Source organism: Kribbella ginsengisoli (assembly GCF_039537185.1).
Taxonomy (GTDB): Bacteria; Actinomycetota; Actinomycetes; order Propionibacteriales; family Kribbellaceae; genus Kribbella; species Kribbella koreensis.
In genome coordinates this window covers 379,188-397,063 of the sequence record NZ_BAABAA010000001.1, presented here as the reverse complement: position 1 = coordinate 397,063, position 17,876 = coordinate 379,188, and the positions used below count along the sequence as shown (strand labels likewise).

The following is a 17,876-nucleotide window of genomic DNA, read 5'->3' as shown; positions in this document are numbered from 1 at the left end:
GACCCGCGACCGGAGCGCTGGAGTCCGCGGTCGGACGGCCGGGGGTCGCGGTCAGGCGGTTGGGGGTCGCGCCCGGGCGGGTGGGGTATGTGGCTAGGCGGTTGGGGGTCGCGGCCGGGCGGTTCGGGTGTGTGGCTAGGCGGCTGGGGGTCGCAGTCAGGCGGGTGGGGCGCGTGGCTGGGCGGTGGGGGTATGTGGCCGGGCGGTTGGGGTGGGTGGCTTCGGCGGGTGGTGGTGGGGTGGGCGGTGTTGGGGCTGGTGGTGGGTTGTTCGGTGGCTCGGCGGGCTAATGAGGGGGTGCCGCCGACTCCGGTGGTGCCTGCGGTCGTGCCGACTGCTATCGCGCCGCCTCAGGCGGAGGGGTTGGACGGGACGTCCGGCGAGGCGGGCGTGAACATCTGTACTGCGGTCGCCTGGCCGCTGAGCAAGGAGCTCGGAGTGACGGTGACCGCCAAGCCGTTCTCCTGGAATGACGGTGGGCTACCGGCGCTCGACCTGTGCACGCTGCTGCTGGACAGGCGGGCCGTGACCGTCGGAGTCACTGCATTGCCGAAGCAGCCGGACTCGGTCGACCGGTTGGCCGCCGGGTCGGGGACGCTTGAGTTGCTTCCGGAGCTCGGTCCGGATGCGCGGATCAGTCCGTCACGAGTCGTCTTCCCGGTGGATGACCGGGCGGTCCAGGTGCTTTCGACCGGCGGGATCGATCGGTATCCGACCGGCATCGACCGGGTGAAGGCCGTCGCGATCAGCCGGGCGGTGCGGGACGTAGTACCGCGATTGCTTCGCACTGCGCGGCAAACGGACTCCGCGTGTCAGTTGTCGACGCCCGAGGCTGAGAAGTTCATCGGCACGCTGGTGCAGCTCAGGCGCGACTACCGGGTCAACGGCGCACTGACCTGCATCTGGGGCAGCTTCGACGCGACGGTGTCGATCGTCGAGTCGTTCCACGCCGACACGATCCCGGAAGCGGTCCGCACCCCACCACCCCGCTTCGCACCGATCGGCAAACCCGGCTACTACCTCCCCGACCAGGGCGAACTCGTCTTCCGCCAAGGCCGCCGCGTCGTCCGAGTCAGCGGCCTGACCAACCCATCCCGAGAGGTCCCACTCGACACCCTCCTCGGCGTAGTCGGCCCGCTGCTACCACTCTTCATCAAGTAACCGCCCACGGCCCCGCCGATCAGCTCATCGGCTGGGGCTCCGCGAATCAGCCCGTCGGCTGGGGCTCCGCGAATCAGCCCGTCGGCTGGGGCTCCGCGAATCAGCTCGTCGGCCAGGACTTCGCAAGCAAGGCGCGAGTCTCCGACAGCAACTGCGGGAGCACCTTCGTCTGGGCGATCACCGGCATGAAGTTCGCGTCGCCACCCCACCGCGGCACCACGTGCTGATGCAGGTGAGCCGCGATCCCCGCCCCCGCGATCTCGCCTTGGTTCATCCCGATGTTGAACCCATGCGCCGCCGACACGATCCGCACCGCCTGCATCGCCTGCTGCGTCAACGTCGCCACGTCCGACACCTCGTCCGGCGTCAGCTCGGTGTAGTCCGCGACATGCCGATACGGCACCACCATCAGATGCCCCGGGTTGTACGGATACAGATTCAGCACGGCGTACGCCGCTGCCGACCGCCGCACGATCAACCCGTCCACATCAGCCAACGTCGGGATCCGGCAGAACGGGCAGCCCTCCCCCGCCTCACCCGTCGTCGGCTTGTTCTCCCCGGCGATGTAAGCCATCCGGTGCGGAGTCCACAGCCGCAGGAACGGATCCGGCGTACCGACCCCGTCCTGCTCCTCCACACCCTCCAGCTCGTACGGCGTATCGCCGGGGAGATCGGTCATACCTGAACGCGCTTCTTGACTGCCTCGACGATCTCGGCGACCGCGTCGGCGATCGGGATGCCGTTCTTCTGGGAGCCGTCGCGGTAGCGGAAGGAGACCGAGCCGGCCGCCATGTCCTCGTCGCCGGCGATCAGCATGTACGGGACCTTGGCCTTCTGGGCGTTGCGGATCTTCTTCTGCATCCGGTCGTCGGAGTGGTCGACCTCGATCCGGATCCCCTCGGCCTTGAGCTGCTCGGCGATCTCGTACAGGTAGTCGACGTGGCCGTCGGTGATCGGGATGCCGATCACCTGGACCGGCGCGAGCCACGGCGGGAAGACGCCGGCGTAGTGCTCGGTCAGCACGGCGACGAACCGCTCGATCGAGCCGAACAGCGCGCGGTGGATCATCACCGGCCGTTGCCGGGAGCCGTCGGGGGCCGTGTACTCCAGCTCGAACCGCTCCGGCAGGTTGAAGTCCAGCTGGATCGTCGACATCTGCCAGGTCCGGCCGATCGCGTCCCGCGCCTGGACGGAGATCTTCGGTCCGTAGAACGCGGCGCCGCCCGGATCCGGGACCAGCTCCAGCCCGGAGCCTTCCGCGACCTCGCGCAGCGTGTTGGTGGCCTCCTCCCAGACCTCGTCCGACCCGACGAACTTCTCCGGGTTCTTGGTCGAGAGCTCCAGGTAGAAGTCGTCCAGGCCGTAGTCGGCGAGCAGCCCGAGCACGAAGGTCAGCAGCCCGCGAAGCTCGTCGCGCATCTGCTCGCGGGTGCAGTAGATGTGCGCGTCGTCCTGGGTGAAGCCGCGGGCCCGGGTCATGCCGTGGATGACGCCCGACTTCTCCAGCCGGTACACGGTGCCGAACTCGAACAGCCGCAGTGGCAGCTCCCGGTACGACCGGCCGCGCGAGTCGAAGATCAGGTTGTGCATCGGGCAGTTCATCGGCTTCAGGTAGTAGTCCTGACCCTGCTTGCGGATCTCGCCGTCCGGCCCGCGCTCCTCGTCGAGGTGCATGGGCGGGTACATGCCGTCGGCGTACCAGTCCAGGTGACCCGAGGTCTGGAACAACTGCGCCTTGGTGATGTGCGGCGTGTAGACGAACTCGTAGCCGTCCTCGACGTGCCGCTGGCGCGAGTAGTCCTCCATCACCTTGCGGAGCACGCCGCCCTTGGGGTGGAAGACAGCCAGACCGGAGCCGATCTCGTCGGGGAAGCTGAACAGGTCCAGCTCGGTGCCCAGCTTGCGGTGGTCGCGCTTGGCGGCCTCCTCGAGGTGGTTCAGATAGGCCTTCAGGGCGTCACGGGTGTCCCACGCGGTGCCGTAGATGCGCTGCAGCTGCGGGTTCTTCTCGCTCCCCCGCCAGTACGCCGCGGCCACGCGCATCAGCTTGAAGTTGCCCAAGTACCCAGTGGCCGGAACGTGCGGACCGCGGCACAGGTCCTTCCAGGCGACCGAGTCGTCGCGCCGGATGTTGTCGTAGATCGTCAGCTCGCCGGCGCCGACCTCGACCGAAGCGCCTTCCGCGGCGTCGGCGGAGGCCGAGCCCTTGATCCCGATCAGCTCCAGCTTGTACGGCTCGTCGGCCAGCTCCGCGCGCGCGTCGTCGTCCGAGACCACCCGGCGGCTGAACCGCTGCCGCTCCTTGATGATCTGCTGCATCTTCTTCTCGAGCTTGCCCAGGTCCTCAGGGGTGAACGGAGTCGCCACGTCGAAGTCGTAGTAGAAGCCGTTCTCGACCGGCGGGCCGATGCCCAGCTTGGCGTCCGGGAACAGGTCCTGGACGGCCTGCGCCAGCACGTGCGCGGTCGAGTGCCGGATGATCGCCAGCCCGTCGGGCGACGACGCCAGCACCGGCTCGATCTCGTCGCCGTCGGAGACCACCCGGGCCAGGTCGCGCAGCTCCCCGTTGACCTTGGCGGCGATGGCAGAGCGGTCCTGACCGAAGATCTCGGCGAACAGCTCTCCGACGGTCGTCGTCTCGGTCACACTCCGCTCAGCCTCGCCCTCGACGCCGATCAGATGGACCTTGACTTCCGACACGTTCACTCCTCGAGTACGCCGGTCCGCCGTGCGCGGCCCGTCACATCGCAGATGGTATCGAGTCGCGTCGCCGCGCGTTGCGGCCCATCCACAGGCGGACCCGGAACCGCCCGGACCTGACGAAAGTCAGGGGTCGCTGCCTCCCATGGTCCGATGTGCCGGCCCCCTCCGGATTCCTAGGTTCGTAGTGACACCGACGAACCGGGAAGGGCCCCGCGTGATCACCCTCGAAGCACTCAGCAAGCGCTACGGCGAGACCACCGCCGTGGACGCGCTGGACCTGACCATCTCCCCCGGCCGGGTCACCGGCTTCCTCGGCCCGAACGGCGCCGGCAAGTCGACGACGATGCGGATGATCCTCGGCCTCGACACCGCCACCGCGGGCCGCGCGCTGGTCGACGGGCGCCCGTACGCCGATTGGCCCGTCCCGCTCGCCAAGGTCGGAGCCCTGCTCGACGCCAAGGCGCTGCATCCCCGGCGGACGGCTCGCAACCACCTCATCGCGATGGCGCGCAGCAACGGGATCCCGGTCAGCCGGGTCGACGAGGTGCTGACGATCGTCGGGCTGGACCAGGTCGGCCGCAAGCGCGCCGGACAGTTCTCCTTGGGCATGGGCCAGCGACTAGGGATCGCTGGCGCATTGCTCGGGGACCCAGAGGTGCTGATGTTCGACGAGCCCGTGAACGGTCTCGACCCGGACGGCGTCCGCTGGGTACGCCGGTTGATGCGCAGCCTCGCCGCTGAGGGGCGGACCGTCTTCGTGTCCAGCCACCTGATGAGCGAGATGCAGCTGACCGCCGACCAGTTGGTCGTGATCGGTCGCGGCCGGTTGATCGCCGATGCGCCGATCGCCGAGGTCATTGCGGGGTCGTCGCGGACGTCCGTGCGCATCCGGATCCCGTCGGCGGCCGATCTCGCAGTACTCCGCGACCGGTTGATCGCGGAGGCGGAGCAGGTGGAGTCGCTACCTGGCCAACTGGTCGTTACCGGCGTACCGGCTGAGCGGGTCGGGGATCTCGCCCATGAGCTCGGAGTACGGCTGCATGAGCTGCATACCGAGCGTGCCTCGCTCGAAGAGGCGTACATGGAGCTGACCGCGGAAAGCGTCCAGTACGGGGTGGTGGCGGGATGAGCGAGTCGATCCTGCACTTCACCCAGGAACTGATGTCGTCGTGGTGGATCTACCTCGCCCTGTTCGGCTTCGCCGCGCTGGACGGCTTCTTCCCCGCGATCCCGAGCGAGACCCTCGTCGTGACGGCCGGCGTCTTCGCCGCGACCGGCGGGCCCAACCTGTACGTCGTGATCGCGATGGCCGCGGCCGGTGCCTTCCTCGGTGACCACGCCTCTTACGCGCTCGGCCGAGGCGCGGGCAGCCGGCTGCTCGACCGCTTCGAACTGGGGACGAAGCGGCACAAGATGACCATGTGGGCACGCAACGCGCTCGAGGAACGTGGCGGGCTGGTGCTCGTCGTGGCTCGCTACGTGCCCGGCGGTCGCACCGCGGTGACGCTGACGATGGGCGCGGTCCGGTATCCGCTGCGGAACTTCTCGCTCTTCGCTGCGCTGGCCGCGGCGAGCTGGGGTCTGTACTGCTCGCTGGTCGGCTACATCGGCGGCAAGGCGTTCGAGGACAACCCACTCAAGGGCGTCGTGCTCGGGATCGGGCTCGCCCTCGGGGTGACGTTGATCGTCGAGGTCGTCCGGCACAAGCGGCGTACACGTCAACCTCAGGTCGAGGCTGAGCCCGAACTAGTCGAAGCAGGAGAACGATGACAACGGCAACCATCACCGTCCACCGCAGGTCGAGCGGCCTGCGCGGCGCGGTCGCGGCGGAGTGGACGAAACTCTGGACCGTCCGGTCGAGTTGGCTCAACATCGTCGCGGCCGTCCTGCTGACTGGCCTGCTGGCGTTGCAGTTCGGCTTCTCGACCGCCTACGACAACGAGACCCTCGCGCCGGAGGAGGTCCCTGCGCGGTTGCCCGAGCTCAGCGCGGTCGGCGGGGTGGCGGTTTCCGCGATGACGATCGTGCAGGTCGTGGTCGCCGCGTTCGCGATGCTGCTGGTGACGTCGGAGTACTCGACCGGCAGCATCCGCTCGACACTGCAGTGGACTCCGGTACGGCGGAACGTAGTACTCGCGAAAGCCGTCGTCCTCGCCCCAGTTCTCTTCCTGTACGGCCTGCTGCTCGGCCTCGTCGCGTCGATCGTCGGCGGCCTGGCGATGGGCCAATGGGCCGACTGGGACCTGGCCACCCTCGTGGCCGACCTACTCGCGGTAGCGACCTACGCCACCCTCGCCGGCCTCTTCACCGCCGGCATCGCCTTCATCATCAGAAGCACAGCCGGCACCCTCACGGCCGCCTTCCTCTTCCTCATCGTCATCCCGATGATGCTCACTCAAAGCAGCATCCGAGCCCTCGTCTGGCTAGGCGCCCTACTCCCCGGCGGCGCCGGCCAGAACTTCCTCTCAGGCGCCACCGACACCCTGTCCCCCACCCTCAGCTTCCTGGTTCTGATCACCTGGGCAGCAGCCGGCCTCCTCGCCGGCACCACAATCCTCAACCGCCGCGACGCCTAACCCCCACCCCGGGCAAACCCACCACTTCTTGTCCAAGCCCACCACTGCTTGGCTCGCACAGCAAAGCGGCACCTTGAACACCAAAGGGCGACCTTGAACACGTTATTGCTTGTTCAAGGTCGCCGCTGGGTGTTCAAGGTCGCACCTTCTCGAGGGTGCGAGTGGTTCAGCGCGGGACGTTGAGGGCGATGGTGATCTGTTCGGCTACCTTGGCGGCGAGCTCGAGGGCCGCACGGCGGGTGGCTGGTTGGAGGGCCGAGTGGTCGAGTGGGCCCTCGGCGGCGATGTGTGGGTCGGTGGGGATGTCGACGACAGCGGCCGCGCGCGATTCGAAGTACGGGCGGAGCTGCTTCTCGACCTCCTTGTTGACGTCGCCGGGGCCGTTGCTGACCGCAATGACCGCGCGGCGGATCAACCGCTGCGCGTCCGGACCCTGGTGGTCGAGCTCCTCCAGCATCTGCACGGCGGCGGCGCAGGACAGGCTCTTCCACTTGATCGGGATGACCAGGACGTCGGAGGCCTTCATCGCCTCGCGCCAGTTGCTGGAGCCCTCGTTGTTACCGGTGTCGATCACCAGCACCTTGTAGAAGCGGCTCAGCAGCCGGTGGATCTGGTCGAAATCCTTCGCCTCGATCTGCGCGTACGTCGTGGTCGCAGACGTCAGTACGTCGTACTGCCCCGACACCTGATGACGCAGGTACGCACCGACATCGCCAAGCCGCGCATCCGGCTGTGTGAGCATCTGCATCGCCTGGAGCAGATCCGTCACGGTCGAGCGGCTGTTGGTGTCGTGCGTGCGCAGGTGCATGTTGCCGCGCAGCTCGTTGTTGTCCCAGGCCACGACCCCGCCACCACGCGCCTGACCGAGCGCGCCGGCCAGCAGCAGCGTGGTCGGCGTCTTGCCCGACCCGCCCTTCGGGTTGGCGATCGTCACGGTGACGGGCCGGCGGAAGGCGGTAGCCGCAGTGGCGCGCGCAATGCGCTCCAAGCGCTCAGAGGTGCCCGGGCGCAAGCGCAGTACGCTGCGAACGCCCTTCTCGGCAGGAGCCTCCCGCGGCAACGGCAGGGCCTGCAGCAGCTCGTCAGCGCGGTACGAGACCGGCCGATCCTGCTGCGGCGCGCCCTGGCCGGGAATGCCCTGCGGGAAGAAGTGCTGCGCGGCCGGCGAGAGCTGAGGCCCAGCGGGCTGGCCGGGCTCCTGGGCGGGCTGCGTCCACGGGTCGCCTGCAGGCTCGCTGGATCTCGTCCAGGCTTCGCCGGTCGGCTCATAGCCAGCGGACTTGCTCCACGGGTCCGCAGCGGGCTCCTTGGTCCGTGCGGCCGGCTCTGCGGCCGGCTGGTTGCTCCACGCGTCCGCAGCGGGATCCTCAGCCGGCTGCTTGGTCCATGCGTCGGCGGCGGGCTCTGCGGCCGGCTGCTTCCACGGGTCCGGGTTCGCCTTGGGCGTCTCGGCGGGCTGCGACCACGAGTCGCCAGGGAACTCCTGGGACAGCGCGTCCGGCTGCTCTTCCTCCACTGCCTCCTCCTCGACCTCATCCGGGTCGGGAGTCGCCTGACTGCTCACCGGCGGCTTCTGCGCGGGAGGCGGGGGCGGCGGAGTGGTGGGAGCGGGGTTGGGATCCGGCTGGGTCCAGGACGGGGTCGGCTGCCACATCCTCCGGACCTCGGCCGCTGCCGCTTCCCGGTCCTTGTGCTGTCCGGAGTTGTGCGAGTCGGTCACGACCTAGATCCCCCGATTCTGTGAGAGGGGGGCGGGGCTGCCGCTCCCCTGGGGCTGGTAATTGGGTGTCTGGCTGGATATCCCGGGTAACGATCCACCCGGGAGGTCCCACTATCCCATGACCGGGTGTCCAGGCGATGTCACCCGCCGGAGCGTCGGCCGGCCACCCGGATACTGCCCGACGAAGGCAGACGTCACCGGGCGCTGGCAGTAACGGTCAATCCGCGACCAGGCCGGCTTCGTAAGCGACGATCGCGGCCTGGACCCGGTTCTTCACCGCTAGCCGGGTGAGTACGGCGCTGACGTAGGCCTTGACGGTCCCCTCGACCAGGTACAGGCGGCCGGCGATCTCGGCGTTGGACAGTCCCGCGCCGACCAGAGCGAGGACTTCGCGTTCACGCGGGGTCAGTACGTCGATCTGTTCCTTGGCGGCCGCGGCACGTGCCATCCGGCCACCACCGGTACCGGCGCTGAGCTCGGCGATCACCCGGTGAGCGACCTTCGGCGACAGGTACGCCGCGCCTCCGGCGACCGCCTTCAGTCCCGCGATCAGCTCATGGGGATCGCCGGACTTCAGCAGGAAGCCGCTGGCGCCGTCGCCGAGTGCCTTGGCGATGTACGCGTCCTCGGAGAAGGTGGTGAGCATCACGACGGCCGTCTCCGGAACGGTCCGCTTGATCTCGGCGCCGGCCGCGAGACCGTCCATCCGGGGCATCCGGATGTCGAGGACGGCGACGTCGGGCCGATGGCGCTGGGTGAGCGCGACGGCTTCGTGTCCGTCGGCCGCCTCGGCGACCACCTCGATCGCCTCGTCCGAACCGAGAATCGCCCGCACCCCCGCCCGGACCATCGCCTCGTCGTCGGCCAGCAACACCCTGATCGTCACGGCGTCCCTTCGGTGGTGGGTTCGTCATCGGCGGTCGGCTGGCCCTCGGTGGCCGGGAGTTCCGGTTGCACCGAGCCGGTCTGGATCACGCTCTTGGCCACCAGTACTCCGTTCTGGAAGCACAGCCGGTAGGCGTAGGTGGTCGAGAACGGCGCATCCGGCCGATAGAAGCGGCAGCTCCACTCCTTCGGCTGCTCAACCCCATCACTTGGCGGATCGACCATCTGCATCGCCGGCAGCCGCGCCTCCACCTGATCGACCGGCTGCCCGAGCCGGAGCGCGTCGTAGTCGGCCGGCCGCAGGATCGAGCTGTACCCGACGATCATGTAGTAGCCGAAGGCAACCAATCCGACCACTGCACCGATCGCAACCGGCACGGTGACTGCGGTGATCAGCCCGCGCCGGGCATTCCGCCGTACGGTCGCCCGCTCATCCGCCGCCCCCGACCCAGCGGGCCTGTCAGCCTCAACCCGCCCACCCGCCCGCGGAATCCGAGCCCGTACTTCGAATCCGCCCGTACTCAGCCTCTCCGCCCGCAAAGTCCCACCCACCAAGCGAACCCGCTCCCCCAGCCCCGCGAGCCCTCGACCGCCCACCGCGCCCCGCCCCACTGCCTCGGGGTTGGCGACGCCGGACGGGGCATCGTTGAGTACCCGGATGGCGACGTGCTCGTCGACGTGCGACACGGTGACGACGACCTTGGCGCCTGGTGCGTGCTTGCTGGCGTTGGTCAGCGATTCCTGGACAACCCGATGGACAGCCCGGTCGACCATTGGGGACAGCTCGGAATTGCCTTCCTGGACGAGCTTCACCGCGAGCCCGGACGCCGCCGCACGGTCGACCAGCTCCGCCACCGTCTCCTGTGCCGGTACGACGGACGCCTCACCGTCACGTAGTACGCCGATGATCTCGCCGAGCCGTTCCGTCGCGGTCGCGGCGGCTTCGCGGAGCTCAGTGGCGGCTTGGCGATGACGCTCGGACAGTTCTGCGTCGACCTCCAGCGCGGCGGCTCGGAGCGCGATCAGGGAGAGTTCGTGGCCGACCGAGTCGTGCATGTCCTCGGCGATCCGGGAGCGCTCTCTGAGCCGTTCCTGCGCGATCTCCATCCGGTGCTCGCGCTCGATCCGCTCGGCCCGATCCCAGCCGGCCGTGGCGAGCAACGCCTGCTGTGCGCGGTACCGGCCGATCAGCCACGGCAGCACCACGACGAGCAGCGAGAGCAGCAAGATCAGCAGCCAGGTCAGTACGGCCTCGGTCACCGGAACGTCGCGATGCACGGCCAAACTCAGGATCAGTAACGCCGCCAGCTCGCCGCTGCACATGAGCACGAACGGTCGCAGCCGCGTCTCCCGCCGTCCGGAAACGTAGCTCAGCAACGAGATCGCCGGGATCAGCGCGATCGGAACGCCCATCGTCGTCCCGAGACTGCCCGCCAGGATCACCACCTCGGTGGCGATCACCAGACTCAGCCCGATCACCGGACGCGAGCGGCGGAGAAGGACAGCAACGGCCAGTACGGCGAGGCAGCCGGCCCGCATCCAGAGCGGGTCGTTCCGCGCACCGCTCTCGGTGAGCACCAGCAACGAGAGTCCGGCCCACAAGCCGAGGTCTCCCGCGCGCGTCCACTTCACAGCCCCGACGCTACACAGGAGAGCGCGACCCGGAGTACTGCCGAAAGTCAGTTGCGCTCAGCATCGACCAACTGGAACGGAACCAGCGACAGCTTCGGAACCGATTCGCCGCGAAGCTGGGCCAGCAGCAGCTCGACCGCCTGCCTGCCCATCTCGCGCTGATCCTGCCGGACATGCAGGAACGGCGGCCCCGCGATCGGATCGCCCGGAGAATCGAAGCAGCTGATCACCAGATCGCTCGGTCTGAGAGCGCGGTCCAGCATCCTGGCCAGGTTGTACTCGCATGCGACGAACGCCGTCACCTCGGGGAAACGGTGCCGGAACGCCCGGATCAGCCCGAGATCGGAGCGCACGCTCTCCGGCGTGAACGATCCCGGCAACGTACTGCGCAACTCGGTCAGCTGATGCGGCTGGTACCGCCCGGGCGCCCGTTCCGCGAACGCTGCCCGGAATCCTTCCAGCCGGTCCTCGATACTCGACGTGTTCAGCGGCGGCGGCGAGACGAACGCGATCTGCCGATGCCCCCGATCGAGCAGCCGCTCGGTCAGCGCGCGTGACGCCGCGACGTTGTCGGTATGGACGGCCGACACCGGTATGCCGGACAGATGCCGGTCGACGAGCACGAGCGGGAACCCGTCGAGCACCTGCCGCAACAGGCTCGCGTTGTAGAAGTCGCCGTGCACCGGGAACACGATCAGCCCGTCCACCTCGCCGGACGCGACCAGGGTCTCGACGGCTTGCTCCTCGTCCGACTGACGGCCGCGCGTACGCCGTACGATCAAATTCGCGCCGGCTTCGGCGCAGTGCTCCTCGATCGACTGCAGCAGTTCCAGGCCGTATGCCTCGGAGACATCCGGTATCAGGAGGGCGATCGAGCCCGGCCGGTGACCGCGACGGACCGGGCGGAGCGCGCCTTTGAGGGGCGCGGTCACGCCTTCCAGGTCCGGCAGGTGCTTGACGACGAACGACCCTTTGCCCCGGATCCGTTCGATCAGGCCGGCTTCCCGGAGTACCTCGAGAGCGCGCTTGGAGGTGATCCGGCTGACCTCGAACTGCGCCGCCAGTTCCATCTCGGACGCGACCCGGTCCCCCGGCCCGAGCACTCCACTGCGGATCTCCTCGAGCACGTGGGTACTGATCCGCTCGTACAGCAGAACCACAGCGATCCCTTCCCGCTCAACAGGTTGATATACCAAACCAGCCCCGTGCGCCTGAGGCAAGCGAGCTGGTTGACCTATACCAACCTGTTGCACCAGGCCCACCCACCTCGGAGCCGTCGCGGATTTCCTGTCGGTGGGTTCGGGGAGGGTGGCGGGTGGAGGTGAGTGGCATGCAGATTGCAGGTCAGCTGGCGGTGGTGACCGGTGCGGCGGTGGGGATCGGGCGGGCTGTCGCTCAGCGGTTGGCGGTTGAGGGTGCGTCGGTCGTGTTGGCGGACATCGATGAAGAGGGCGGGCGGGAGGCCTGCTCGTTGATCGGCGCGGGCGCGCGGTTCGTGCGGGTGGATATGCGCGATGACGACGCGGTGGCTGAGTTGATGGGGTGCCGGCCGCGGATTCTGGTCAACAACGCGGGCGGTGGGGCGGTACTGCGGCCGTGCTTTCCCGAGGCGGGTGTGGAGCGGTGGACTGCTTCGCTCGACCTGAACCTGCGGGCGCCGATGCTTGCGACGCAACTCGCGCTCGGGGCGATGCGTGAAGCGGGTGGTGGTGCTGTGGTCAACATGAGTTCGACTGCTGGGCTGGGGTTCGGGGAGCATGTGTCGCCGGAGTACAGCGCTGCGAAGGCCGCGCTGATCCGGCTCACGGCGACCCTCGCGCCGCTGCGGGAGTCGCATGGCGTCCGGGTGAATTGCGTGGTGCCTGATTGGGTGGCGACGGAGCGTGGCATTTCGGAGTACGAGGCATTGCCGGAGGCCGAACGCGGCCCCACCCAGGTCCCGTTGGCGACGCTGACCGACGCCGTCGTCGAGCTCATCACCGACGACTCACTGGCGGGCCGATCGATCCACCTCCCACGCGCGGCGGCGCCGTACTTCCTCGGCTGAAGACGAAAGCTTCCCGGTGCACCCGGTGGGCTGACAGCATGCCGCCATGAATCGTCCCGGGGTGGGGTTCGCGGCGCGGCCGGTGGCTGGGGTCGCGGTGACGCTGGCCGTTGTACTGACTGCTCTGTCGGGGCGCTACGGATTCCATCGCGACGAGCTGTACTTCCTCGTCGCCGGCGACCACCTCGCCTGGGGATACGTCGACCAGCCGCCCCTCACCCCGCTGCTGGTCCACATCTCCACCACGATCTTCGGCGAGACCCCGATGGGCATCCGGGTGATCTCAACCCTCAGCAGCGCACTGACCGTCGTAGTGGTCGCCTTGATCGCCCGCGAGTTCAGCGCCACCCGCCGAGCCCAGACCCTGGCCGCCATCTGCACCGCCGTCTCCGGCTTCGTGATGGGCGTAGGCCACCTCGCCTCGACGGCGACCTACGACCTACTCGCCTGGATGACCATCACCCTCCTGGCCATCAAGCTCCTCCGCACCAACAACCCCCGCTGGTGGATAGCCCTAGGCCTGGCCGCCGGCATCGCCCTGGAGAACAAGTACTTGGTCGTACTTCCGCTAGCCGCCCTCCTGATCGCCGTCCTCATCACAGGCCCCCGCTCCGTACTCCGAACCTGGTGGCTCCCCGCCGGCCTGGCCGTAGCCGCCCTCATCGCCACCCCCAACCTGATCTGGCAAGCCACCCACGACTGGCCCCAACTGACAGTCGCCGGCGGCATCAGCGAAGACGACGGCACCGAGAACCGCATCATGTTCGTCCCCCTCCAGATCCTCCAGCTCTCCCCGTTCCTGGTCCCGATCTGGATAGCCGGCTTCCTCAACCTCTGGCGCACCCCCACCCTCCGCTGGGCCCGCCCGATCGCCCTCGCCTACCCCATCCTCTGCGTGATCGTCCTGGCCCTAGGCGGCAAGCCGTACTACGCCCTCCCCCTGCTCCTGGTCCTGATCGCCGCTGGCTGCCAACCCACCATCAACTGGCTAACCGCCGCCCGCACCCGATCCCGCCGCACCACCCTGGCCATCGGGCTGACCCTGACAGCCTTGACCTCAGCACTGTTCACCCTGCCCGTCCTCCCCGCCTCGGCCGTCAACTTCGCCATCCCCGTCAACGCCGAACAGGGCGAACAGATCGGCTGGCCCGAACTGACCACCGCGGTCGCCAACGCCTGGCACCAGATCCCCGAAGACCAACGAGCCCGAGCCGTCCTCTTCGCCGGCAACTACGGCGAAGCCGGCGCGCTCACGAAGTACGGGCCGGCTGTTGGCCTCCCCCGCCCCTACTCAGGCCACATGAGCTTCTACGACTGGTCCCAGCCCTCCGACATGCAAGACGGTCCGGTCCTCCTCGTAGAACAAGAACGCGCCCCCGCCTACGAGGCCAACTTCACCAACTGCCACCAGGTAGGCACCGTCGACAACGGCGTCAACGCGGACAACGAAGAACAAGGCACAGCCCTAGTCCTCTGCACCGGCACCAAAGCCCCTTGGTCCCAACTCTGGCCAGCCCTACGCCGCTACTACTGAGATCCGTCCGAGCCTGGCTGCTCGGTGCGTCCCGAACGAATGGATCGCCAGCGTGGCAGACGCGGCGTCGAGAGCTGCGGCGGGTCGGCTGGTCGTCGGATTGGCTGGGGGCGGAGGCAGGCTGCGCCGGGGGTGGTCACCGCGACGGAGGCGCGGCAAAGGAGGGTGGGAGCGGCCAGAGCTGGGGGCGAGGGACGGCGGCCGGCGCGTGGGGAGTTGTCCGGCCACGCGTGGCGAGTTGCCGTACCAACGGAAAAGCCGGTCGCCTTGTGGGCTGACCGGCTTGATCTCGGGTGGGCGATACTGGGTTCGAACCAGTGACCTCTTCGGTGTGAACGAAGCGCGCTACCACTGCGCCAATCGCCCGGATCTGCTTGCGTCGTACTGTGTTGCGGGTGAAACCATAGCGCATTGGTCCGCGACGTACGAATCGGGCCGGGCTACTCTTGCTGCAAGACGGAGACCCCGTCGCGTTGGAGACGTGATTGTGACTTTCTCGCACGACACCGAGCACGCGCTCGGCACGCTGGTCCGGCTGGTCAACACGATGCCCGGACCGAGTAGCCAGGTCGACACCATGGCAACGCTCGAGGACCTGGAGAAGTTCGTCCACGAGCAGGAGTTCAGCGCGGTGGGCAACCTGACCGAGACCGATCTGCAGGAGATCCGGGAGTTGCGGCCGCTGTTCGCGCCGGTGTTCACGACGGCGTCCGACGCGGAGGCGGCGGCGATGATCAACGCGATCGTCGCGAGCGGTACGACGACGCCCCGGCTGACCAACCACGACGGTCATCCGTGGCACATCCACTATTCGCGCGACGGTTCGTCGCTGACCTGCCGGATCACGGTCGAGTGCGGGATCGCGCTTGCCCAGGTGATCTCGGCCGGTGAGCGCGAGCGGCTGCGGCGCTGCGAGGCGCCGGATTGCGACGACGCGCTGATCGACCTGTCGCGCAACCGCTCCAAGCGGTACTGCGACGCCCGCACCTGCGGCAACCGGCTGCACGTCGCGGCGTATCGCGAGCGCCGCAAGACAGCCGGCGAGTAGCCGACGCGCAGCGTCCGGAGTACCAATTGGTGCTCCGGACGCTGTCGTTTGTGCCCTGTACTACGTACGCCGTCCTGCCCTTACGGGTCGAGGTCGTCGGCGGAGCGCTCGGCGAAGACCTTCGCGACGGCGGTCGTCACCTCACCCGGTACTGCGAGGTCGCGGTCGTCGGCCCGGTGGATCGCCTGGACGTCGCGGGTGGTCGACGTGAGGAAGATCTCATCGGCCTCGGCCAGCTTCGCCAGCGGCACGTCGCGCTCGACGCCGCCGAACCACGCCAGCACCAGATTGCGGGTGACGCCGGACAGCGCGCCCGACTCCAGCGTCGGCGTGACGAGCTCACCGCCGAAGACGCAGAAGACGTTCGAGCCGGTGCCCTCGCACAGGTCGCCGACGGTGTTCGCGAAGATCGCCTCGCTGCCGCCGCGCTCCTTGGCGTAAGCGAGTGCGCGGACGTTCTCGGCGTACGACGTGGTCTTCAGCCCGGCGACGGCGCTGCGCTCATTGCGCACCCAGGGCACCGTGACGATCGCCGAACTCGGCGCCGGCCTCTCGATCGCCTGGGCCGCCACGATCAGCGTCGGGCCGTCGGTACCGCGGTCGGACGACAACGGCGAGACCCCGCCGGTGTACGTGATCCGCAGCCGGCCGAACGCGATGTCCGGGTCGGCCTTCACGACGGTCGCGATCGCGTCCCGGACCAGTGCCAGATCGGGCGCCGGCAATCCGAGCCCGGTCGCGGAGGCGACCAGCCGGTCCAGGTGCCGAGTGACGGCGAACGGCTGTCCGTCGACGATCTTGATGGTCTCGAAGACGCCGTCACCGGTGGTGAGGCCGTGGTCGAGCGGCGAGACGCCAACCGTGCCGTTGATGGCAGCGGCGTCCTGAAGAGCGCCGTTCAGCCAGATGTGCATACCTGCTCCTTCCAACCCCGGACACCCTATGCCGCAAGGCTTCCTGGGCCCGCCACGACGTCCACGAGTGACCAGTCGATGACACGCGGTTGGCCGGAAGGTGACCCCCGTTTTTGAACTCACCCGCAGGGTGCGCTAGTGTTCTTCTCGCACCGAGGGGAACGAAAAACCCGGTTGCAACGCGAACGTAGCTCAGTTGGTAGAGCGCAACCTTGCCAAGGTTGAGGTCGCCGGTTCGAACCCGGTCGTTCGCTCGGAGAGGGTTTCTGAAGGCCTGCTTTCTCTCATGGTGGAGTGGCCGAGAGGCGAGGCAACGGCCTGCAAAGCCGTGTACACGGGTTCGAATCCCGTCTCCACCTCGATCAAACCCTGATGCTTGGACGATTGGCGCAGCGGTAGCGCGCTTCCCTGACACGGAAGAGGTCACTGGTTCGATCCCAGTATCGTCCACGAGATCGATGAGCGATCTGTGTCCGCCAGAAATAGGCGGAGCAGGTCGCTCTCGTCATTTGTGCGGCTTCGCTTCGCTCGCCGCGTTGTGGGGGCTTCGCCACCCACACCCCCTCCGCCCCGGCCTACCCTCGTTGGTCGGCGACTCCCCTTGCTCCCGCCCTATTGGCGAGCGACTCCCTTGCGGCCACCCTCGTCGGTCGCGAACTGCCTGCGCCCGCCCCTCGTTTGTAGGCAACTCCCCTGCGCCCGCCTCGTTTGTAGGCGACTCCCCCGCGCCCGCCTCGTTTGTAGGCGACTCCTCTGTGGCCGCCCTCGTTGGTCGGGGACTCCCTGCGCACGCCCTCGTTGGTCGGCGACTCCCCTGTGGCCGCCCCTGATTGGCGGCGGCTCTCTGCGCCGGGCGCCGTTGGTGGCCGCGTCCGGGCGTCCTTGGTGCCGACGCTCTGCGGGCGGGCCGGGTTGGGTCAGATCAGCCAGGTGCTGTTGAGCATCAGGTCTCTGTCGGGGATTTCGTTGACTTCTCGCCAGGCCTGGATTCGGGTGGGGGTTACCCGGAAGAACGGGTAGTTGGACTGGCGGGGGTCGAAGCCGGCTTTTTGGGCGAAGGCTTCTGCGGCGGGCGTGGGGAGGGTGTCGAGCAGTTCGGCGGTTCCCCAGATCAGGACTACGTCTCGGGTCTCGCCCAGTGAGAGCTGGATCAGGCCTGTCGCCTGGATGTTGAGGCTGGTGGGGTTCTTGCGGGCGGTGGACAGGAGTAGGGCGCCGTCTTGCCAGAGGAACGAGAGGGGCATGAGGTACGGCGTACCGTCGGGGGACGCCGTCGCCACCCACGCGTCCACGTCGGTTTCGAGGCGGTGGAGGGTGTCGGCTTTGCGGATTTCCGCGGAGCGGGCGGCGGCGTGTGGCATCGGGATGTCCTTCTGTCGGGGGCTTCATCATGCGATGGAAACGGGTGCAACTGGTGGGGCTGGAGTGGTGAGATTCACGCCTGGGAAGGTGTGTCGTGGTTGCCCCAATACCGATTTCCACCCGTGCGGAAAGTGCGCTACTGTTCTGCTCTCGCACCGAGCAGGTCGAAGAAGTTCGAACAGCTCGGTTCGATGCGAACGTAGCTCAGTTGGTAGAGCGCAACCTTGCCAAGGTTGAGGTCGCCGGTTCGAACCCGGTCGTTCGCTCGGTACAGGTCAGTAGGCTGAGACTCTG

15 protein-coding genes and 5 tRNA genes are annotated in these 17,876 nt (G+C 68.1%); 11 read left to right on the top strand and 9 right to left on the bottom strand.

Annotated features, from left to right (window positions below):
- Window positions 1–327: 327 nt before the first annotated feature.
- Window positions 328–1,161, top strand: coding sequence for a hypothetical protein (locus tag ABD768_RS01695; RefSeq protein WP_344836506.1), 834 nt, complete (start codon window positions 328–330; stop codon window positions 1,159–1,161).
- Window positions 1,162–1,261: 100 nt separating this feature from the next.
- On the opposite strand, the gene ABD768_RS01690 is transcribed toward ABD768_RS01695, so the two are convergent.
- Together ABD768_RS01690 and thrS are read right to left on the bottom strand one after the other, a co-directional pair.
- Complete coding sequence (locus ABD768_RS01690) at window positions 1,262–1,840, bottom strand: HIT family protein (protein ID WP_344836503.1); 579 nt, start codon at window positions 1,838–1,840, stop codon at window positions 1,262–1,264.
- Window positions 1,837–3,861: a threonine--tRNA ligase gene (thrS, locus tag ABD768_RS01685; protein WP_343972152.1), complete on the bottom strand. Its 2,025-nt coding sequence runs from the start codon at window positions 3,859–3,861 to the stop codon at window positions 1,837–1,839. The genes ABD768_RS01690 and thrS overlap by 4 nt, the downstream gene beginning before the upstream one ends.
- 217 nt (window positions 3,862–4,078) lie before the next feature.
- Between thrS and ABD768_RS01680 the strand changes: the two genes are divergently transcribed.
- Genes ABD768_RS01680 through ABD768_RS01670 form a run of 3 tightly spaced genes read left to right on the top strand, consistent with a single transcriptional unit; the run spans window position 4,079 to window position 6,440 of the window.
- The gene (locus ABD768_RS01680) at window positions 4,079–4,993 is read left to right on the top strand and encodes an ATP-binding cassette domain-containing protein (protein ID WP_344836500.1); all 915 of its coding nucleotides are present in this window, start codon (window positions 4,079–4,081) and stop codon (window positions 4,991–4,993) included.
- The gene (locus ABD768_RS01675) at window positions 4,990–5,634 is read left to right on the top strand and encodes a DedA family protein (protein ID WP_344836498.1); all 645 of its coding nucleotides are present in this window, start codon (window positions 4,990–4,992) and stop codon (window positions 5,632–5,634) included. Before ABD768_RS01680 ends, ABD768_RS01675 begins: the two co-directional genes overlap by 4 nt.
- Complete coding sequence (locus ABD768_RS01670) at window positions 5,631–6,440, top strand: ABC transporter permease (protein ID WP_344836496.1); 810 nt, start codon at window positions 5,631–5,633, stop codon at window positions 6,438–6,440. Before ABD768_RS01675 ends, ABD768_RS01670 begins: the two co-directional genes overlap by 4 nt.
- Before the next feature lie 166 nt (window positions 6,441–6,606).
- On the opposite strand, the gene ABD768_RS01665 is transcribed toward ABD768_RS01670, so the two are convergent.
- The 4 genes from ABD768_RS01665 to ABD768_RS01650 all read right to left on the bottom strand — a co-directional run bounded on the left by ABD768_RS01665 (window position 6,607) and on the right by ABD768_RS01650 (window position 11,837).
- A complete protein-coding gene (locus ABD768_RS01665) occupies window positions 6,607–8,160 on the bottom strand; it encodes a chromosome partitioning protein (protein WP_344836493.1) in 1,554 nt (517 codons plus the stop codon).
- A 217-nt stretch (window positions 8,161–8,377) separates the two neighbouring features.
- Entirely contained in the window at window positions 8,378–9,046 is a 669-nt protein-coding gene (locus ABD768_RS01660) for a response regulator (RefSeq protein ID WP_343972167.1), read from the bottom strand.
- A complete protein-coding gene (locus ABD768_RS01655; protein ID WP_344836491.1) occupies window positions 9,043–10,677 on the bottom strand; it encodes a sensor histidine kinase in 1,635 nt (544 codons plus the stop codon). Before ABD768_RS01655 ends, ABD768_RS01660 begins: the two co-directional genes overlap by 4 nt.
- A 47-nt stretch (window positions 10,678–10,724) precedes the next feature.
- Complete coding sequence (locus tag ABD768_RS01650; protein ID WP_343972173.1) at window positions 10,725–11,837, bottom strand: GntR family transcriptional regulator; 1,113 nt, start codon at window positions 11,835–11,837, stop codon at window positions 10,725–10,727.
- A gap of 170 nt (window positions 11,838–12,007) precedes the next feature.
- Between ABD768_RS01650 and ABD768_RS01645 the strand changes: the two genes are divergently transcribed.
- Both ABD768_RS01645 and ABD768_RS01640 read left to right on the top strand, forming a co-directional pair.
- Window positions 12,008–12,724, top strand: a complete 717-nt coding sequence (locus ABD768_RS01645; protein WP_344836487.1) for an SDR family NAD(P)-dependent oxidoreductase — start codon at window positions 12,008–12,010, stop codon at window positions 12,722–12,724.
- 46 nt (window positions 12,725–12,770) lie between these two features.
- Window positions 12,771–14,258 carry an ArnT family glycosyltransferase gene (locus ABD768_RS01640; protein WP_344836484.1) on the top strand — a complete coding sequence of 496 codons (1,488 nt, stop codon included), beginning with the start codon at window positions 12,771–12,773 and terminating at the stop codon, window positions 14,256–14,258.
- A gap of 294 nt (window positions 14,259–14,552) precedes the next feature.
- Here ABD768_RS01640 and ABD768_RS01635 read toward each other — a convergent pair.
- Window positions 14,553–14,624 (bottom strand) — tRNA-Val (locus tag ABD768_RS01635).
- Between the two features lie 121 nt (window positions 14,625–14,745).
- On the opposite strand from ABD768_RS01635, the gene ABD768_RS01630 reads away from it, so the two are divergent.
- The gene (locus ABD768_RS01630) at window positions 14,746–15,306 is read left to right on the top strand and encodes a CGNR zinc finger domain-containing protein (RefSeq protein WP_343972181.1); all 561 of its coding nucleotides are present in this window, start codon (window positions 14,746–14,748) and stop codon (window positions 15,304–15,306) included.
- Window positions 15,307–15,386: 80 nt separating this feature from the next.
- Here ABD768_RS01630 and ABD768_RS01625 read toward each other — a convergent pair whose 3' ends face one another.
- Window positions 15,387–16,220 (bottom strand): aminotransferase class IV, encoded by an 834-nt coding sequence (locus ABD768_RS01625; protein WP_344836481.1) that lies wholly within the window; start codon window positions 16,218–16,220, stop codon window positions 15,387–15,389.
- A 181-nt stretch (window positions 16,221–16,401) separates the two neighbouring features.
- Between ABD768_RS01625 and ABD768_RS01620 the strand changes: the two genes are divergently transcribed.
- The 3 genes from ABD768_RS01620 (at window position 16,402) to ABD768_RS01610 (ending at window position 16,670) form a co-directional block, all read left to right on the top strand.
- Window positions 16,402–16,474 (top strand) — tRNA-Gly (locus tag ABD768_RS01620).
- Between the two features lie 34 nt (window positions 16,475–16,508).
- Window positions 16,509–16,579 (top strand) — tRNA-Cys (locus tag ABD768_RS01615).
- Window positions 16,580–16,598: 19 nt separating this feature from the next.
- Window positions 16,599–16,670: transfer RNA gene (locus tag ABD768_RS01610), tRNA-Val, on the top strand.
- 467 nt (window positions 16,671–17,137) lie between these two features.
- On the opposite strand, the gene ABD768_RS01605 is transcribed toward ABD768_RS01610, so the two are convergent.
- Window positions 17,138–17,581, bottom strand: coding sequence for a pyridoxamine 5'-phosphate oxidase family protein (locus ABD768_RS01605; RefSeq protein ID WP_343972187.1), 444 nt, complete (start codon window positions 17,579–17,581; stop codon window positions 17,138–17,140).
- A 194-nt stretch (window positions 17,582–17,775) separates the two neighbouring features.
- On the opposite strand from ABD768_RS01605, the gene ABD768_RS01600 reads away from it, so the two are divergent.
- Window positions 17,776–17,848, top strand: a tRNA-Gly gene (locus ABD768_RS01600).
- Window positions 17,849–17,876: the final 28 nt, after the last annotated feature.